Annotated in this window: 17 protein-coding genes; 7 read left to right on the top strand and 10 right to left on the bottom strand. The window is 30.2% G+C overall.

The genetic code is table 11. The features are described from left to right. The first annotated feature begins 12 nt into the window (after positions 1–12). The 3 genes from puuA (at position 13) to clpX (ending at position 2,938) form a co-directional block, all read left to right on the top strand. Positions 13–873: a Gamma-glutamylputrescine synthetase PuuA gene (gene puuA / locus NOVO_07010; GenBank protein ID AIL65749.1), complete on the top strand. Its 861-nt coding sequence runs from the start codon at positions 13–15 to the stop codon at positions 871–873. 146 nt (positions 874–1,019) lie between these two features. Beyond that, positions 1,020–1,652 carry an ATP-dependent Clp protease proteolytic subunit gene (clpP, locus tag NOVO_07005; protein AIL65748.1) on the top strand — a complete coding sequence of 211 codons (633 nt, stop codon included), beginning with the start codon at positions 1,020–1,022 and terminating at the stop codon, positions 1,650–1,652. A gap of 26 nt (positions 1,653–1,678) precedes the next feature. Then, the gene (gene clpX / locus NOVO_07000; GenBank protein ID AIL65747.1) at positions 1,679–2,938 is read left to right on the top strand and encodes an ATP-dependent Clp protease ATP-binding subunit ClpX; all 1,260 of its coding nucleotides are present in this window, start codon (positions 1,679–1,681) and stop codon (positions 2,936–2,938) included. A 272-nt stretch (positions 2,939–3,210) separates the two neighbouring features. On the opposite strand, the gene recN is transcribed toward clpX, so the two are convergent. The 3 genes from recN to NOVO_06985 form a co-directional block, all read right to left on the bottom strand. Then, entirely contained in the window at positions 3,211–4,869 is a 1,659-nt protein-coding gene (recN, locus tag NOVO_06995; protein AIL65746.1) for a Recombination protein N, read from the bottom strand. Continuing rightward, positions 4,859–5,635, bottom strand: coding sequence for an Outer membrane assembly lipoprotein YfiO (locus tag NOVO_06990; GenBank protein ID AIL65745.1), 777 nt, complete (start codon positions 5,633–5,635; stop codon positions 4,859–4,861). Before NOVO_06990 ends, recN begins: the two co-directional genes overlap by 11 nt. A 496-nt stretch (positions 5,636–6,131) precedes the next feature. Beyond that, entirely contained in the window at positions 6,132–6,548 is a 417-nt protein-coding gene (locus tag NOVO_06985; GenBank protein AIL65744.1) for a hypothetical protein, read from the bottom strand. Between the two features lie 342 nt (positions 6,549–6,890). Here NOVO_06985 and NOVO_06980 point away from each other — a divergent pair, with 342 nt between their 5' ends. Beyond that, positions 6,891–7,130, top strand: a complete 240-nt coding sequence (locus tag NOVO_06980) for a Transcriptional regulator BolA (protein ID AIL65743.1) — start codon at positions 6,891–6,893, stop codon at positions 7,128–7,130. A gap of 19 nt (positions 7,131–7,149) precedes the next feature. After that, positions 7,150–7,482 (top strand): Monothiol glutaredoxin, encoded by a 333-nt coding sequence (grxD, locus tag NOVO_06975; protein AIL65742.1) that lies wholly within the window; start codon positions 7,150–7,152, stop codon positions 7,480–7,482. Positions 7,483–7,582: 100 nt separating this feature from the next. On the opposite strand, the gene phoB is transcribed toward grxD, so the two are convergent. From phoB to NOVO_06945, 6 genes are all read right to left on the bottom strand, one after another. Continuing rightward, positions 7,583–8,320, bottom strand: a complete 738-nt coding sequence (gene phoB, locus NOVO_06970; protein ID AIL65741.1) for a Phosphate regulon transcriptional regulatory protein phoB — start codon at positions 8,318–8,320, stop codon at positions 7,583–7,585. A 114-nt stretch (positions 8,321–8,434) separates the two neighbouring features. Then, on the bottom strand, positions 8,435–9,211 hold the full coding sequence (pstB, locus tag NOVO_06965) for a Phosphate import ATP-binding protein PstB (GenBank protein ID AIL65740.1): 777 nt from the start codon (positions 9,209–9,211) through the stop codon (positions 8,435–8,437). 21 nt (positions 9,212–9,232) lie between these two features. After that, positions 9,233–10,246 carry a Murein tetrapeptide carboxypeptidase gene (locus tag NOVO_06960; GenBank protein ID AIL65739.1) on the bottom strand — a complete coding sequence of 338 codons (1,014 nt, stop codon included), beginning with the start codon at positions 10,244–10,246 and terminating at the stop codon, positions 9,233–9,235. A 7-nt stretch (positions 10,247–10,253) separates the two neighbouring features. Then, positions 10,254–11,504 carry a Phosphate transport system permease protein pstA gene (gene pstA, locus NOVO_06955; GenBank protein AIL65738.1) on the bottom strand — a complete coding sequence of 417 codons (1,251 nt, stop codon included), beginning with the start codon at positions 11,502–11,504 and terminating at the stop codon, positions 10,254–10,256. Continuing rightward, entirely contained in the window at positions 11,497–12,396 is a 900-nt protein-coding gene (gene pstC, locus NOVO_06950; protein AIL65737.1) for a Phosphate transport system permease protein pstC, read from the bottom strand. The genes pstA and pstC overlap by 8 nt, the downstream gene beginning before the upstream one ends. Before the next feature lie 163 nt (positions 12,397–12,559). Continuing rightward, positions 12,560–12,961 (bottom strand): MerR family transcriptional regulator, encoded by a 402-nt coding sequence (locus tag NOVO_06945; GenBank protein ID AIL65736.1) that lies wholly within the window; start codon positions 12,959–12,961, stop codon positions 12,560–12,562. Positions 12,962–13,155: 194 nt separating this feature from the next. On the opposite strand from NOVO_06945, the gene emrA_2 reads away from it, so the two are divergent. Together emrA_2 and emrB_2 are read left to right on the top strand one after the other, a co-directional pair. Continuing rightward, positions 13,156–14,190 carry a Multidrug export protein EmrA gene (gene emrA_2 / locus NOVO_06940; protein ID AIL65735.1) on the top strand — a complete coding sequence of 345 codons (1,035 nt, stop codon included), beginning with the start codon at positions 13,156–13,158 and terminating at the stop codon, positions 14,188–14,190. 8 nt (positions 14,191–14,198) lie between these two features. Further along, entirely contained in the window at positions 14,199–15,719 is a 1,521-nt protein-coding gene (gene emrB_2 / locus NOVO_06935; protein ID AIL65734.1) for a Multidrug export protein EmrB, read from the top strand. Positions 15,720–15,765: 46 nt separating this feature from the next. Here the strand turns inward: emrB_2 and ydhC are convergent, their stop codons facing one another. Beyond that, positions 15,766–16,926: an Inner membrane transport protein ydhC gene (gene ydhC / locus NOVO_06930; GenBank protein ID AIL65733.1), complete on the bottom strand. Its 1,161-nt coding sequence runs from the start codon at positions 16,924–16,926 to the stop codon at positions 15,766–15,768. Positions 16,927–16,988: the final 62 nt, after the last annotated feature.

Below are 16,988 nucleotides of genomic sequence, written 5' to 3'. Positions count from 1 at the left end.
GACCAAATATTAATGATATTAGAACTTTTATCTGATTTAGAAACTAAAAAGGTAATATTAGATACTTTACATCAAAATTTTTTGCATAACCTTCAGATAAGCTTACAGCTGGGTACAGAATTAGAGTTTTATTTATCAGAAAATATCTCTCTTGATCAATTATCAATATTTTTAAAGCCACTTTTAAATAAAGAAAATATAGTCTTTGAAAAAGAAAAAGGTAATAATCAATACGAGCTAAAGTTACCAATTATGACTGACCCATGTGTTTTAGCAAAAAAATTAACCTATATTAAAAGTACAATGTTAGAACTATTAGCTATTCACAATATCGATATAATATTTTTAGCAAAACCTTATCCAGACCAAATTGGTAGCTCTTTACATATACATTTGAGCTTGTGGAAAGAGGAAAAAAATTTATTAGAAAAAGATCATGAGGTGGAATCAGATACTATGCTAAATGCAATAGGAGGAATGTGTGCTTTAATGTTAGAGTCTATGATTTTTTTTGCCCCTACCGAAAATTGCTATAAACGTTTTACTCGAAATCATGAAGCTCCTACAACAGTTAGCTGGGGTGGAAATAATAGAACCACAGCGCTACGAATTCCATCTAGTCCTCCAGGTAAAAGAAGAATAGAGCACAGAGTTTCTTCATCAGCAAGTGATCCTTATTTAGCATTAACAGCCATTTTAATTTCAGTTTTTTATGGTATAAAAAATAAAATCTTGGCTCCCAAGCGCATTTATGGTAACGCTTCAGATAATCAATATCAATTAAAACAGTTACCTAAAAACTTGCTAGAATCATTAAATTTATTTGAAAACTCTATAATTATAAAACCTTGGATATATAAGTTAATAAATTAAATGATACATAATATATGTTGCTAAAAAGCAACAGTGAGTAATGATTATAAATAAAACTTAAAAAAGGCAATTTACTATCTATTATCTACCCTTTAAGATATATAAAATTGATAATAATGAGTATTTGATAAAAAAGGAAAAAGAAAATGTTTTCTGGACAAGAATATATGATGAATTTAGTGCCAATAGTTGTAGAGCAAACAAGCCGCGGTGAGCGTTCTTATGATATTTTTTCAAGGCTATTAAAGGAAAGGATCATTTTTGTAAATGGCCCAATAGCAGATGAACCTGCAAGTTTAATTGTAGCACAACTTTTATTTTTAGAGGCAGAAAATCCAGAAAAAGATATATTTATGTATATTAATTCACCTGGAGGTGTAGTTACTTCTGGATTAGCAATTTATGATACTATGCAATATATAAAGCCTAAGATAGCTACTTTATGTTTTGGTCAAGCTGCATCTGCTGGATCTTTATTACTGACTGCCGGTTCTCCAGGTATGCGTTATTGTTTGCCTAATGCACGTATTATGATCCATCAACCATCTGGAGGTTTTAGAGGACAAGCTACAGATATTGAGATACATGCTAAAGAAACCATGAACATTAAAGCCAGATTAAATCAAATTTATGCAAAACATACAGGCCAAAAATTATCTGTTATAGAAAAAAGTATGGAACGCGATAATTTTATGTCACCAGAAATGGCTAAAGATTTTGGTCTAATAGATGCAATAATGGATAAACGTCCAAATGTTGATACAAAAGAAAAGAAATAGTAATTATTTATAATGAGTAAAAGTTAATGTCCAGTTCAGATCAAGATTCAAGAAGTGTGTTATATTGTTCGTTTTGTGGCAAGAGTCAACATGAAGTACGTAAATTAATTGCTGGTCCTACAGTATTTATCTGTGATGAGTGTATTGCTTTATGTTTAGATATTGTTAAAGAAGAGAGCAAATCGTTATTAGGTAGTAAATCAGAGCATATTCCTACTCCTAAGGAAATATGTGCTGTACTAGATGATTATGTTATAGGACAAAGCCGAGCAAAACGTATATTATCCGTAGCAGTACATAACCATTACAAACGTATTGCGCATATGGAAAAAGACTCAGATATAGATATTTCAAAATCTAATATATTATTGGTCGGACCTACTGGATGTGGTAAAACTTTATTAGCTCAAACTTTAGCTCGTATTTTAAATGTGCCTTTTACCATGACCGATGCTACAACCTTAACAGAGGCCGGCTATGTAGGTGAAGATGTAGAAAATATTATCCTAAGATTACTACAAGCTGCTGACTATAATGTGGAAAGAGCTCAAAAAGGTATAGTATATATAGACGAAATTGATAAAATTTCTAAAAAATCAGATAATCCCTCAATTACTAGAGATGTTTCTGGTGAAGGTGTACAACAAGCTTTGCTTAAAATTATTGAAGGCACTATTGCCTCTGTACCTCCTCAAGGAGGGCGCAAACATCCCCAACAAGATTTTCTCCAAGTAGATACTACAAATATATTATTTATTTGTGGTGGAGCATTTAATGGTTTAGAAAAAATTATTGCTGGTAGATTACAAGGTAATTCTATAGGTTTTGGTGCTGATGTACGTTCAAAAGAGGAAAAAAAAGTTGGTGAAGTTTTAAGCAAAATTGAGCCAGAAGATTTAGTAAAATTTGGTTTAATTCCAGAATTTGTAGGTAGAATGCCAGTAGTAGCAACGTTGGAAGATCTAGATGAAAAAGCACTAATTGAAATTTTAATTAATCCTAAAAATGCTTTAGTCAAACAATATCAACAACTCTTTGCTATGGAAAACGTTAAATTAAACTTTTCTGAGGATGCACTAGAAGCTATTGCAAAAAAGGCTATTAAAAGAAAAACAGGTGCTAGAGGTTTACGTGCAATTATGGAAAGTATTTTATTAGATTCTATGTATAATTTGCCGGGTGCTAAAGACATAGAAAGCGTTACTATTAATCAAGGTGTTGTAGAAAATACTATTAATCCTATTATAGAGTATATTGAACCAAAGAAAAAGAAGAGCGCAAAATAATACTCTTATTAGAATATATAGTTTTGCAATTTCCTTAATAGATTAGCGAAGCAATTAATAAATATTTTTTGCTATAGTAAACTAAGGTATATTTGGGACTGGTCAGATAGAGCGAAACCTACAAATAGTAGAAAAACTTTGAGTTAACCACGTCCCAGATTCCAATCACTTTACTATAAATAGTATGAGAGCTTTGAGCTAACTGCATCCGCAAGTTCAAATCAATTTACTATAGCAAAGTTAATCTTTAAATTGCTGTAACTATATAACATCTATACATCTAACAGCTTATCTGCAGCCGCTTTAGCTTCTTTAGTAATATGTTGTCCAGAAAGCATACGTGCAATTTCTTCTGTACGTTCACTACCAGAAATTTCTTTAATATTGGTTACAGTAGAAATAGGAGTATGCTCTTTTATTACATGCAAATGCAACTTACCTTTTGAAGCAATTTGCGGCTGATGAGTTATGACTATTACCTGAGTGTTATGACTTAACAAGAGGAGTTTATTACCTATAGCATCAGCTACTGCTCCACCTACACCTGTATCTATTTCATCAAAAATCATAATGGAAGATGAATGTATTTTTAATAAAGCTATTTTGATAGCAAGCATAAATCTAGATAATTCTCCTCCAGAAGCTATCTTATTTAAAGGGCTAGTCGGAAGACCTGGATTAGTAGCTGCAGAGAAATATACGTTATCTATACCAGTTATATCCCAATTTGTTTCAGATTTTTGGGTTATTATTACAGAAAATATAGCTTTCTCCATATATAAAGAAGATAATTCTTGCATTATGGATAATTCAAGTTGTTCCGCAGCTTTCGCTCTTTCTTTACTCAAAACACCTGCAGCCTCAATATACATTTTCTTAAATTGCTCTAATTCTTCCTCTAACTGATCTATTTCATCCTGCTTAATATTAAGTCCAGCAAATTTTTGCTCTAATTGTTCTAAATATTCTGGTAAATTATTTGAAGAACAATTATATTTGCGCGCTATGGCTCTTAAATCAAATAATCTTTGCTCTATATCTTCTAGGTTATTCTCAAAACTATTCATTTGGCTTTGTTTATGCTCTAATTGAGCAATTACTTCAGATAATTCTATATAATTTTCTTCTAAAGAAGCGATAATAGAAAAACATTCAGTTTGTAAAACTGTATTACGATTAAGTAATTTCGTAGTATTGTTAATAGCTTTTAAAACGTTACAATGTAAAGTAAGTTCAGCTAGAGATTTGTTAATAGTTTCAGATGTTTTTTCTATGTTGAGAAGTGAAGACCGTCTTTCTAAAAGATCACTTTCTTCACCTACTTTAGGCGCTAATTTTTTTATTTCTTCTATAGAGAAGCATAAATATTCTTTTTCTTGAAAATGGTTTCGTTGTAAATCTTTTATATGATATAAATGTGTTTGTTTATTATGTAATTCTTGATAAACTTTTTTAACAGCTTCTACATAGCCTTTTAAATTACCAAAAGCATCTAATATAGCTAGATGACTGTCTGGGCTTAATAAATTACTTTGTTCATTTTGGCCATGAATTTCAACTATCATTTCAGCTAATTGCTTAACTAAAGTATTTTTCACTAAGGTATCATTGACAAATATTTTGCTTTTCCCATCTAAACTAATAGTTCTGCGTAATACTAATTCTCCCTCTGATTCTATATTATGCTCTTCTAAGAATGCTTGCACACCTTTATTAAAATCTACATTAAATGTAGAAACAACAGTTGCTTGAGATTTATTGGTACGTATATATTTATTACTAGCTTTATACCCCAAAGAAAATAATAAAGCATCAAGCAATATAGATTTACCTGCCCCTGTTTCCCCAGTAATAACACATAGGTTAGAATTAAAATCTATTTCTGCTTGTTCTATAAGTAAAAAATCTTTTATATAAAGACTAATTAGCATTATTTTTAATATTATGATTTTTTAATAAATTATAACTATATTTATACCATTTACTCTCAGGATAGTTATGTCCCAGTACAGAAGCATTCAATTGCGCCTCTTTAATCAAACCTAGAGAAAGATCTATTTCGACAAGCCTATATAATGCTTCTTGAACATGAATGGTGGACTGATAATTTTTTATAACTGTTCTAAACCTATTCATTGCAGCTATAAAATCCCCTCTATGTAAATAAAAACGCCCTATAGTCATTTCTTTACCCGCTAGGTGATCATTCACTAAATCCATTTTTATAGTAGCATCTTGGGCATATTTAGTACTAGGGAATCTTTTAATTATTTCTGTAAGGGCACTATAAGCTTGTTCAGTAACCTTTTGATCTTTATAAACATCTGTAATTTGCTCATAATAACATAACATTTTGAGATAATATGCATAATCTATATTAGGATGAGCTGGATGGAAAGATATAAAATTATCTAATGTTACTATCGCCATACTATAGTCACGCTTTAAGTAATAACCATAAGCTTCTATAAGTTGTGATTTTATTGCAACTTTAGAATAAGGGTAATCTTGTGATATTTGACCAAATAACTTTATAGCCTTACCATAAGACTTTTTGTTCATAGCTTGCACAGCTTGCGTATATAACTCTTCTGGCGTTTGCTGGGCTTCACCTGTTACTTTCTCTATAGATTTTGAGCTATTACACCCTAGTAAAAATAATAATAAAATTATATGATAACTTTTTCTTAATTGCATACACATATCCTAATTAAGTTCTCTAAAATTTCTTGTTAGAAATTAAATGCTATATTATTGTTCAATCTATAGTCAAGACAATTAAAATAGTACTAAAAGCAAGGCACGAATAGCACAAATTAGTACATGAGCAACGAGCTACAAAGTAATATTAAATTTCCTTGGCTATAACATACCATTAAACTACTATAATGAGCAAGATGGTATAAATAATTTAAACCCCATAATTCACTGTCTCCGCGTTATACATTATAAATACCTTACTCGCAACATAAGTTTGATTTTATAAACGCAAATCTTCCTTGATAATAGCCAGAATTTATTTATTTTATTATATAGTAAATTGATTTGAACTTGCGGACACGGTTCACTCAAAAGTTCTCCTACTAATTCTAGGCTTCGCTTATCGCTCCTCGTCCCAAATACAACTTAATTTCCTATATACAAAAAGATCAATATATAGAAAACAAAACATAATTTATTAATATTTTAGTTATTATAAATATTTAATGATTGAGGTTATTTTCCACCTTACCATCGTAATAGTTATATTTTTATCATTTAGCGATAACTCCACAACAAAACAACCATCACAATCATTATGTTTGACATTAATTATAGTCAACTCATTAACATTCCCTAAATATTTAGCTGCTATTCGTGCAGCTTTTATTTGATTGTTAGTTTTTATTTCCCATGAGCGTGTACAACCTCCTATCCGCTTATCCCATAAATATCCTGCTGGCCCAAGGCAACCATGATCATCTCTTTGTCCACCTATAGGTTCAATTTTTCTAGGCGAAACCCCAGAGGCATTATTATTGCTTGTGTATTCACTATTAGCTTGTGCATATAAGAAAGGATAACAAATACCCACATATAGCATATACAAAAAGAATATTCTTTTGTTCATAACTGCCCTAATATTGTAAAAATAAGTATATATTAAATAGTGATTCTATAATGAACAAAATGACATTACGAGTAGAAAAAGAAAATAATCAAAAAAATAATTAAATTTTTTAATCTTTATGTGACTTCTAATATATAATTCTTATATTGTTACCATAAATAATATATAGTATAACAAGCTGGATTATATTAGTGAATTTTTGCAGCTAATTAGACCCAAATATTGCTAATAAAGACTTTGTTAACAATCTTATAGTTAAGAAATTTATATTATCATTTTACATCATTGACTAATACTTGCTTACATTTTATGTTCTTTTTATAAATTTACAGGAGAAATTACATGGCTATAGAATTACAAAATTTAGAAAAAATTATTAAAGATGCTTTCCCTGACGCAAGATTTATGATAAAAGATCTAGTAGGAGATAATGACCATTATTATCTTGAAATAAGCTCAGAACAATTCAGAGGAAAACGTTTAATAGATCAACATAGAATGGTTACAGAAGCTTTAGAGACATGCTTAGGTACAACCTTACATGCTTTACAAATTAAAACCTCTGTTCCACCTGCAGAATAAATTCATTAAAGGGAAATATATGAATAAAACAATTTTTGAAATTATTGATAATGACATAAAAAATAATGACGTAGTATTATATATGAAGGGTACAAGCGATACTCCTATGTGCGGTTTCTCTGTAACAGTAGTGCATATATTAAAAAAATTAGGTATAGAGTTTAAAGATATTAATGTTTTAGCCGATAATGAAATACGTGAAGGTATAAAGCAATTCAGTAAATGGCCTACTATTCCTCAATTATATATTAAAGGTGAATTTATAGGCGGGTGCGATATTGTAAAGGAATTATATGAAACAGGAGAACTATTAGAATTGTTTAAAACAAATAAAATATCTACTACTGTTTAAAATACATAAAAGCTAATATTTCTAACCTTAATTAACTAATTAAGGTTAGAAATATTATATAATTTAACTACATATAAGAATATAAGAGTAAATTACTATCCTATTCGCCTTTACCACCATTCCCAGTACCTGGACCACCTACACAATACCCAGCAGCACGTATAGTTTGGATGCAGTCTTCTTTCTCGTTACTATTTAAAGCAGCCCTTAATCTATTAATATATACATCTATAGTTCTAGGAGCCACTTGTTCATCACCACCCCATACATCATACATAATATCTTTACGAGTTAATACTCTAGTAGGCGCTTTCATTAAACATTCTAATACTTTCGACTCTGTAGGACCTAACCTAAAAGTATTATTACCTTTTGTTACTCTACGCGAAGCAGTATCTAACTTTAAATCTTTATATTGTAAAACCTGCTGTACAAAGGCAGCTCTATTTCTACCACGCAATCTAGCTCTCACACGTCCAACTAAATCACTAGGTGAAAAAGGTTTTACTATATAATCATCTATACCACTTTCCCATCCCTTAATTTTGTCAAACTCCTCACCTTTAGCAGTTAACATTATTATTGGAATATTTTTAGTGTTAGGTTTAGTACGCAAAATAGTACATACATCTATACCTGATAATCCTGGTAACATCCAATCTAATATTATTAAATCCGGTTGCTTTTCACTTTTCTTGACTATAGATAACGCTTCATCTCCGTTTTGTGCAGTAATTACCTCAAACCCTTGTTTTGTAAGTGTATAATGTAACATCGTACGTATTTCTTCTTCATCGTCTACTACTAAAATAAAAGGAGCTCTTTCTTCTTGATTCATCTGTTATACCATTCTGTTCATAATTATTGTCAGTTAATACACTAAATTTATATACACTTATTACATTTTTTTTTCAACTATTTAATTTTAATAATTAATACAATTTTTTAATATTTAGCCAAATCTACCTGTTATATAGTCTTGTGTCAACACTGCTTTCGGGTTAGTAAAAATATCTTTTGTATCACCATACTCAATAACGTGACCTAAATGAAAAAAATAAGTGATTTGTGATATCCTAGCCGCTTGTTGCATAGAATGAGTCACAATAATAATAGTAAAATTTTCCTTTAGCTCGTCTATAAGTTCCTCTATTTTAGCTGTAGCAATGGGATCTAACGCTGAACATGGTTCATCCATTAAAATCACTTCAGGATTAATAGCGATAGCTCGTGCTATACATAATCTCTGTTGTTGCCCTCCAGATAAAGCAGTTCCAGGAAGATGTAAGCTATCTTTAACCTCATTAAATAATCCAGCACGCTTTAAACTATTTTCAACTATCTCATCCAAATGCTTCTTATCTTTAATAATACCATGTATTAAAGGAGCATAAGCTATATTATCATAAATTGATTTAGGAAAAGGATTAGGTTTTTGAAATACCATACCAACTTTTGTCCTAAGCCTTACAACATCTACATCTTTATCATAAATATTTTTATCATCTAAGAATAATTTGCCATAAACCGTACAATGATCAATTGTATCATTCATGCGGTTAATACATCTAAGAAATGAAGATTTACCACAACCAGAAGCTCCTATTAAAGCTGTAACCTGATTAGTATTTACATTAACGTTAATATCAAATAAAACCTGCTTATTACCGTAAAATAAATTTAAACCGCTAGAAAATAATTTTGGCATTTTTTTCGTTAAATTAAACATTCTATTCTTATATATTTTCCTTTATTCATTATTAACTTTACACACCAATGATTCTTTGCCCATTAAGAAACAACTTGAATCTTTTTCAACATCTGTATTACATATCAAGGAATTATTATTCCCTAACCTCAATACACAGGAAGTTCCAAACGGTATTGGTCTATTTTCATTCACATGTCCAATTTCATTAATTTGAATCACTGGTACATTAATATTATTTGCAAATCTTTGAAGCGCATAAGGTGCCAAATTTGTTCCATCCTTTTCAAGCGATTCTGTAAAACTACCTAAGATTACTGCTTTAACCCCTTCTAATAATTTAGCTTGTTTTAAATGTTCAAGACTACGATCTATACTGTATCCACGTTCTCCTATATCTTCAAGTAATAATATTTTATTTACGGTATCTATTTGCCATGAAGTACCTATACTTGTTTCAATTAAACACAAATTACCACCTGTAATGGTAGCTTCTATAGTTTGTTGTTTCTTGCTATTTTCATTTAAAAGATTGAAATCAATAAAACTTACTTCATTTTTATTAGCAAATAATATATCTCGAATTTCTGTTACAGCTTGATCCTTAATATCTTTATCAGCTAATTGAACCAAACAATCTGCATGTAAAGAAGGCCATTGCCATTTTTGTTGGACAAAAAGATGTAAAACTGTAATATCACTAAATCCTATTAATAATTTAGAATGCATAGGCTTATCTAGCTGATTCAGAGTTTCTACTATTCTAGAACAACCATACCCCCCGCGCACAGCCCATACAGCTTTGGAATCTGTTGCAAGTAACGCATTTTTTACATACTTAAACCTCTCTTCATCTGTATTAGAACAAAATGGATCGTAACCAAGCTGTACTAGTTCTTCCGAAGATTTCACTAAATTGCTATCCACCCTAGGAGTCAAGCCCAGAGCTTTTAAAAATTCTACCGCCTTTAATATATCACTATAAGTACCTTTAGCAGGAGCTATAATATCAACTATATCTCCAGAAGACAACGCCTTCCAATAGTTTTTGTACATAAATTATTTACCATTTAACTTCATATTTTTTTCTTAAAAAGACAGATAGTATATTCATAAAAATCAATATAGCAAGTAATACCAATATCGCACCAGCAGTTTTGGTTTTAAACGCTACTTCAGGACTATTAGCCCATAAATATATTTGCACAGGCATCACAGTAGCTGGATCAAACACACCAGTAGGTATATCTACCATAAAAGCTACCATCCCTATCATAATCATTGGAGCAGTTTCACCAATAACTCTACAAATAGTTAAAATTGTACCTGTCATAATACCTGGCATAGCAAGTGGCAATGTATGATGTAATAATATTTGTATTTGTGAAGCACCAAGCGCCATAGCACCTTGTTTAATAGAGCTAGGCACAGTTTTAATAGCCTGACGTGTTACAACTATAAGTATAGGTAATGCCATCATAGATAAGGTAATCCCTCCTACAAATGATGAGGATCTTGGCATATTTAATATGCCCAGAAAAATTGCTAAACCTAGCATGCCAAATACAATTGAAGGTACTGCTGCTAAATTATTAATACTGATTTCAATAAAATAATTTATTTTATTTTTAGGAGCTAATTCTTCTAAATAAACAGCACTGCATATAGAAATAGGTAAGGCAATTCCCATACAAATTAATATTACCAGTATAGAACCCATTATACTACCTGCCATCCCCGCCATTTCAGGATCACGTGAATCTCCTTTTACAAAAAATCTAGTATTAAAGACATTTTTTATTAATTTTTGATCAGACAATTTTTTTAAAATTTTATACTGTATCTTACTACATTTTGATGATTCTTCTTGTAAGCATTCTATAGCTAATTGTGACATTGGTAATTTATAAGATATAGCTTTGGAATATTCTATATCAAGCTTATTCACAATATTATCTTTAGATATAATATTTTTTTGAATATAATGTTTTAATTCATATTGCGCTCCATCACTAATTAATAATGAGACCTTAGAAATTTCTGATTGATTTAACTCAGGAAACATAATATGGATAGAGTTATTTATGATAGCTTGATAATCCTTCGCTAGCACTAAATCTGTATTTAAATATAGCTTAGTTTTTATTTCTTTGATAGTAAAGGCTTTATAACCATTAACTATTATAGAACCAATAAAAACAAACAAAAAGATACAGGCAATTAACACTGCAAACAAACCAGCAAATTTAAAAAGCTGCTCATATAAGTAGCGCCTTTTTAGCCTTTCTTTTACTATACTAGAACTATTATTCATATCTTTCTTGATATTTTTTTACAATAAATAAAGCAAGCATATTAATAAATAACGTGATAACAATCAATGCTAATGCGAGTGCAAATGCTGAAAGAGTTCTGGGACTATTAAATTCCTGATCACCAACGAGTAACGCTACTATTTGAGCAGTAACCGTAGTGACTGAAGCAAGAGGATTAAAAGTTAAATTTGCATTCAAACCAGAAGCCATAGTCACAATCATTGTTTCTCCTACTGCTCTTGACATTGATAATAAAATAGCACTCATTACCCCGGGTAATGCAGCTGGAATAACAACTCTTAATATAGTTTCTGATTTAGTGGCACCAAGAGCTAAAGAAGCATCTCGCAAACTACGGGGAACTTTACTAATAATATCTTCAGAAATCGATAACATAAAAGGTATGATCATTATACCCATAACTAAGCCTGCAGCAAGCGCACTTTCTGATGAAATAGTTCTAGCACCAAGTAAAGATGCCATATTACGTATGAATGGAGATACAATTAAAGCAGCAAAATAACCATACACCACTGTTGGTATGCCAGCAAGTATTTCTAATACGGGCTTCACTATATTTCTTACCGAAGAGTTTGCATATTCTGATAAATATATTGCAGATAATAATCCTATCGGCACTGCAACTAAAATAGCAATTACTGTTATTAATAATGTACCTAATAATAAAGGAATTATACCAAAACTATCATCTGACTCTAGCTGAGGATTCCAATATGTGCCAAATAAAAACTTTAGAGGAGAAACATATGTAAAAAACTGTACAGATTCCATAAATACTGCACCAATAACAGCAATTGTAACAATTACTGATAAGAGCGTTGCTACAAATAAAATAACTTTAATAATTTTTTCTTTAATAAGCTTGATCAATGCTATAAACTACTTATCTAATTAATGATGAAAAATTCATATTTACACAAAAATATTTAATATATTAATTGCCTTATATAAATGGATTTTATTATTATTTATAGTAATAATCTTAATATGACAATATATATTGAATTTTTTATTATAAATTCTTATAAGATAATTATTCTATTCTCATATCCAGTGTTTCATTGTCTCTAACAAACTCTAATTTTGCCTTAATATTTTTTAATTTTATTAATATTTCGGACAATTTCTCCTTATTATTACATACCCTTACCTCGATTTTATCTTTTTCTATTTCTGAATTTATATCTACCATATTAAACAAAAAACTTTGAGCACCCTTAATGGTGTATCCTTTCTCATATAACAACCCTTTAATATTTTGAATAATAAAAATAGCTTTACTATCATAATACCTGCGACCTTTAATTTTATGTACTTTAATAACAGAAAATTTTTTTTCCCAAAATCTTAATACTGACTGTGGTACATCTACAAATTTTGCTACCTCACCGATATTAGATAAGTTTACCGGAATTTTGTCTTGCTTTTTTACCATATAATATTTTTTTACCTTTAACAGTTTAAATTAACTTAAATGTAAACCTTTATTATTATACTACAGTATGAACTAAAAAATAGTTATGGATTACAGTAATTTATAATTTAATAATAGAATATTATACTATTTTCTATAAATATTGAATTAATTTATTATTTGAAGTTTTGCTTATAATATAATAAGGTGACCAAGTGGACCTAAATTTACAAAAACCATGGAAAAAATTATCTAATCCTAGGCAAAAAATTGCTATTATTATTAGTTTGCCTTGTTTTATACTAATATCACTTCTTATCTTATATCTACATTCCTTACGTTATATTTCTACTGATAACGCCTATATTAAAACTGGCAAAATCAGCATTGCCACAGAAGTTAGTGGAAAAATTGATAAAATATTTGTTACTAACAACCAAATGGTAGCTAAAGATACCCTTTTATTTTCAATTGATCAAGAACCTTTTATTTTAGACTTAAACAGCACTAAAGCCAATTTAGAACAAGCGATCAATAATATTAAACAATTACGAATAAAATATTTAGAAGATAGAGTAAGACTTAACCAATCAACCAAAAATGCCATCTATAATAAGATAGAATTTTCTCGTGCAGAGGCCTTACTTATAGATAAAGCCATCGCTCCTAGTAATTACGATAAGGCTAAAAATGATTTTGAAATTGCAGAAGAGGACATGCGCATTGCAGAGAAACAAATAGATAACGACTTAGCAGCGTTAAATGATAACCCCAATATAGCTATAGAACAGCATCCTCTTTATTTATACGCTAAATCAAAATTAGATCTTTCTGAATTAAATTTAAAACGAACAAAAATACTCGCCTCTTCCTCAGGTATCATCACAGGTTTTTCTTTAAAACCTGGAGATAGCGTGTTATCAGGACTGCCAGTTTGTACATTAATAGATCCTCATGATATATGGATAGAAGCCAATTTTAAAGAAACAGAAATTGCTAATGTTAAGTTGGGGCAAAAAGTGGAAATTAGCGTTGATACTTACCCAGATTTAAAACTTAAAGGCGTGGTAGAAAGTATTACACCTGCAACAGGTTCAGATCTTTCTATCTTACCTGCACAAAACAGCTCTGGAAACTGGATCAAAGTTGTGCAGCGCATTATGGTAAAAATATTACTCACTAATTATACTGGTACTCCCTTGCTAGCATCAGGAATGAGTACCACTGTTACCATCAATACCGGTACATAAGTAATATTATGGCAGAAATACCGACCTATAATAAACGTATGATCACAATTTCTGTAATGCTTGCAGCAATTTTACAAGTAATAGATACAACCATTGCAAACGTTGCTTTGCCTCATATACAAGGCAGTCTTTCTGCAACTCAAGATCAAATTGCATGGGTGCTAACTTCCTATATAGTGAGCTCAGCAATTATGACAGCTCTTATAGGATGGATCAGTAATAGATTTGGGACAAAAAAAATTTTTTTAGTCTCTGTCCTTGGCTTTGTAGTTTCATCTATTTTATGTGGCATATCCATGTCTATTACTGAAATAGTACTTTTTAGAGTTTTACAAGGTGTATTTGGAGCAGCATTAGTACCCTTGTCTCAATCTACCTTACTCAATATCAATCCTCCAGAACAACATGGCAGCGCTATGGCAATATGGAGTATAGGAGTAATGGTAGGACCTATACTCGGACCAAGCCTAGGTGGATATTTAACTGAATACTATAATTGGAGATGGATATTTTATGTTAATGTCCCTGTTGGAATTCTTGCTTTTTTAGGCATTTTACTTTATTTTCCTGATTCAGAATCAGAAAATTCAAAATTTGATTTTATAGGATTCGGTTTGCTAGCTATCGCAATTACATGTATACAGCTTGCTCTTGATAGAGGGGAACAGGTGGATTGGCTTGGGTCAAAAGAAATTATTGCATATATAGTAATCACCATAATCTCTCTTTGGTTTTTTATATGGCATACTATTTACGCTATAAATCCTTTCATAAAAATCAATATGTTTAAAGATTTAAATTTTCTAATAGGATTGATAGTCATTTTTTTTCTAGGGGTATTATTAAATGCTAGCACTATGTTACTACCTCCTTTTTTACAAAATCTTATGCAATATCCTGTAATAGATGCTGGAATATTAATGGTACCAAGGGGCATTGGTACTATGCTTGCCATAAGTATAGTAAGTAAAATAATTAACAGAGTGAAAACAAAATTTTTAATATTATTCGGCCTTATCCTATTAAGCTTTTCTTTAAAAGAAATGACCTACTTTAATTTATCTGTTCCCGAGCATCTAATTGTATTATCAGGATTTATACAAGGATTCGGATTTGGCTTTATTTTTGTACCTTTAAGTACGATCACTTTTTCCACTCTCCTCCCCAAACAACGAACAGAAGCTGCAGGTTTTTATAGCTTAATGCGCAATATAGGTGGTAGTATAGGTATTTCGATAGCAAATGTAGTTTTATCTCACTCCGTACAAATTAATCATGCCTATTTAGCAGAATATATCACTCCTTATAATAGTAAAATAGCGTTGTATTACACTACAAATTTTGCTAATAACATACTTCTTGCACCTTTTAACATAATAAATCAGGAAATTACAAAACAAGCTTATTTAATTGCTTATCTAAATGATTTTAAATTTATGTTTATAATGAGCCTGATAATGATGCCCTTAGTATTATTAATACGGTCACAAAAAATTATTAAGCAAGCTCCTTCTGCTGTCATTGAATAATTTAAAGCATGTAAATTAATGGAAGAATTTTATTTTTAATAACATATTAGCTAATTAAAATTGCCTTGTTTTTAAATAATTTACTCAATAAAAATAGAGCAATTACTAGATTTACACAAATTGATAACCCTATATACATATAGCTATCTATATAAATATAGCTGACAATTTGTACATTAGCAAAAAAGATTAATAATTTAAATGTTGTAATTGAAGCACCGAGTCGAGCTTTACCGGTTTTACTTGATGATAACATAATGGGATATAATATATTTACTATAGGTGTCATACCTAAAGAATATATAGAAACAACAAATGTAATAATCCATGGTTTCTTTATGTCAAGTACTATTACTATAATAGACGCAATAATAAATACTATAAACAAGCCTATACCTATCATAAAGCTTCTCTTTTCGCCAAGAACACTGATAATCTTATAGTGACCTAAGCTTGTAATAGCAAACACAAATGCCATGACGCCTTGATATACTCCAAAATCCCTTATATTTACTCCTAAAGATCCCATATATAAAATAGGAGATAAAGCAATAAATACCCAATATCCTACTACTAAGAAACATATACAAAATATATAGAGAGTTGCATTCTGACTTTTAAATACAGCTAAATACCCTTTAATTGAAATATCTACTGTGTGATCCTTATCTGTTTTAGGCAAATATAATATACCAAAGTATAAAGATATAAGAGCCAAAATTAATAATAATATAAAATTTCCCTTCCAACCGTAGTAGAAATTTATGTAGCTTCCTACAGTAGGGGCAAAGGCCATGGCAAGTGTAATCAATCCATTTAATATACTCATAATTTTTTGCTGAGTTTTTAGTTCATATAAATCAGCAATAATAATAAATGGCAGAATAGCTGGGCCTGATATACCAACTCCCTGTAGCACCCTACCTATCAATATATAGTAATATTGATGCGCAAAAATACAAATTATGGTCCCAATTATAAAAATTACTATACTATAAAGAATAATAGATCTTTTACCATATTTATCACCTAAAGCACCTATAATTAACGCACTTAATCCATGAGCTACTAAATTTACCCCTAAAGTCAATTCTACCATATATGGAGTTAAGACAAACTCTTCTTGTAAATTGGGAAAACTCGGTACAATTAAGTCTATCTCAGTTCCAGCTAAAACTGACATCATTAGTATAATAAATAATAACATGAAGGCTCACAACGTTAAGATTATTTAGTCAAACCTAATATATGAATATATATTAAAGATCA

It is taken from the genome of Rickettsiales bacterium Ac37b (assembly GCA_000746585.2).
Classification (GTDB): Bacteria; Pseudomonadota; Alphaproteobacteria; order Rickettsiales; family Arcanibacteraceae; genus Ac37b.
Note: the sequence above shows the minus strand (reverse complement) of the source record. Positions and strands in the feature narration are given on the sequence as shown.

Excerpts from the sequence above, each read along its gene's own strand:
- puuA (AIL65749.1), top strand. The coding sequence starts at position 13 with ATGATATTAGAACTTTTATCTGATTTAGAAACTAAAAAGGTAATATTA.
- clpP (AIL65748.1), top strand. The coding sequence starts at position 1,020 with ATGTTTTCTGGACAAGAATATATGATGAATTTAGTGCCAATAGTTGTA.
- clpX (AIL65747.1), top strand. The coding sequence starts at position 1,679 with ATGTCCAGTTCAGATCAAGATTCAAGAAGTGTGTTATATTGTTCGTTT.
- recN (AIL65746.1), bottom strand. The coding sequence starts at position 4,869 with ATGCTAATTAGTCTTTATATAAAAGATTTTTTACTTATAGAACAAGCA.
- NOVO_06990 (AIL65745.1), bottom strand. The coding sequence starts at position 5,635 with ATGCAATTAAGAAAAAGTTATCATATAATTTTATTATTATTTTTACTA.
- NOVO_06985 (AIL65744.1), bottom strand. The coding sequence starts at position 6,548 with ATGAACAAAAGAATATTCTTTTTGTATATGCTATATGTGGGTATTTGT.
- NOVO_06980 (AIL65743.1), top strand. The coding sequence starts at position 6,891 with ATGGCTATAGAATTACAAAATTTAGAAAAAATTATTAAAGATGCTTTC.
- grxD (AIL65742.1), top strand. The coding sequence starts at position 7,150 with ATGAATAAAACAATTTTTGAAATTATTGATAATGACATAAAAAATAAT.
- phoB (AIL65741.1), bottom strand. The coding sequence starts at position 8,320 with ATGAATCAAGAAGAAAGAGCTCCTTTTATTTTAGTAGTAGACGATGAA.
- pstB (AIL65740.1), bottom strand. The coding sequence starts at position 9,211 with ATGTTTAATTTAACGAAAAAAATGCCAAAATTATTTTCTAGCGGTTTA.
- NOVO_06960 (AIL65739.1), bottom strand. The coding sequence starts at position 10,246 with ATGTACAAAAACTATTGGAAGGCGTTGTCTTCTGGAGATATAGTTGAT.
- pstA (AIL65738.1), bottom strand. The coding sequence starts at position 11,504 with ATGAATAATAGTTCTAGTATAGTAAAAGAAAGGCTAAAAAGGCGCTAC.
- NOVO_06945 (AIL65736.1), bottom strand. The coding sequence starts at position 12,961 with ATGGTAAAAAAGCAAGACAAAATTCCGGTAAACTTATCTAATATCGGT.
- emrB_2 (AIL65734.1), top strand. The coding sequence starts at position 14,199 with ATGGCAGAAATACCGACCTATAATAAACGTATGATCACAATTTCTGTA.
- ydhC (AIL65733.1), bottom strand. The coding sequence starts at position 16,926 with ATGTTATTATTTATTATACTAATGATGTCAGTTTTAGCTGGAACTGAG.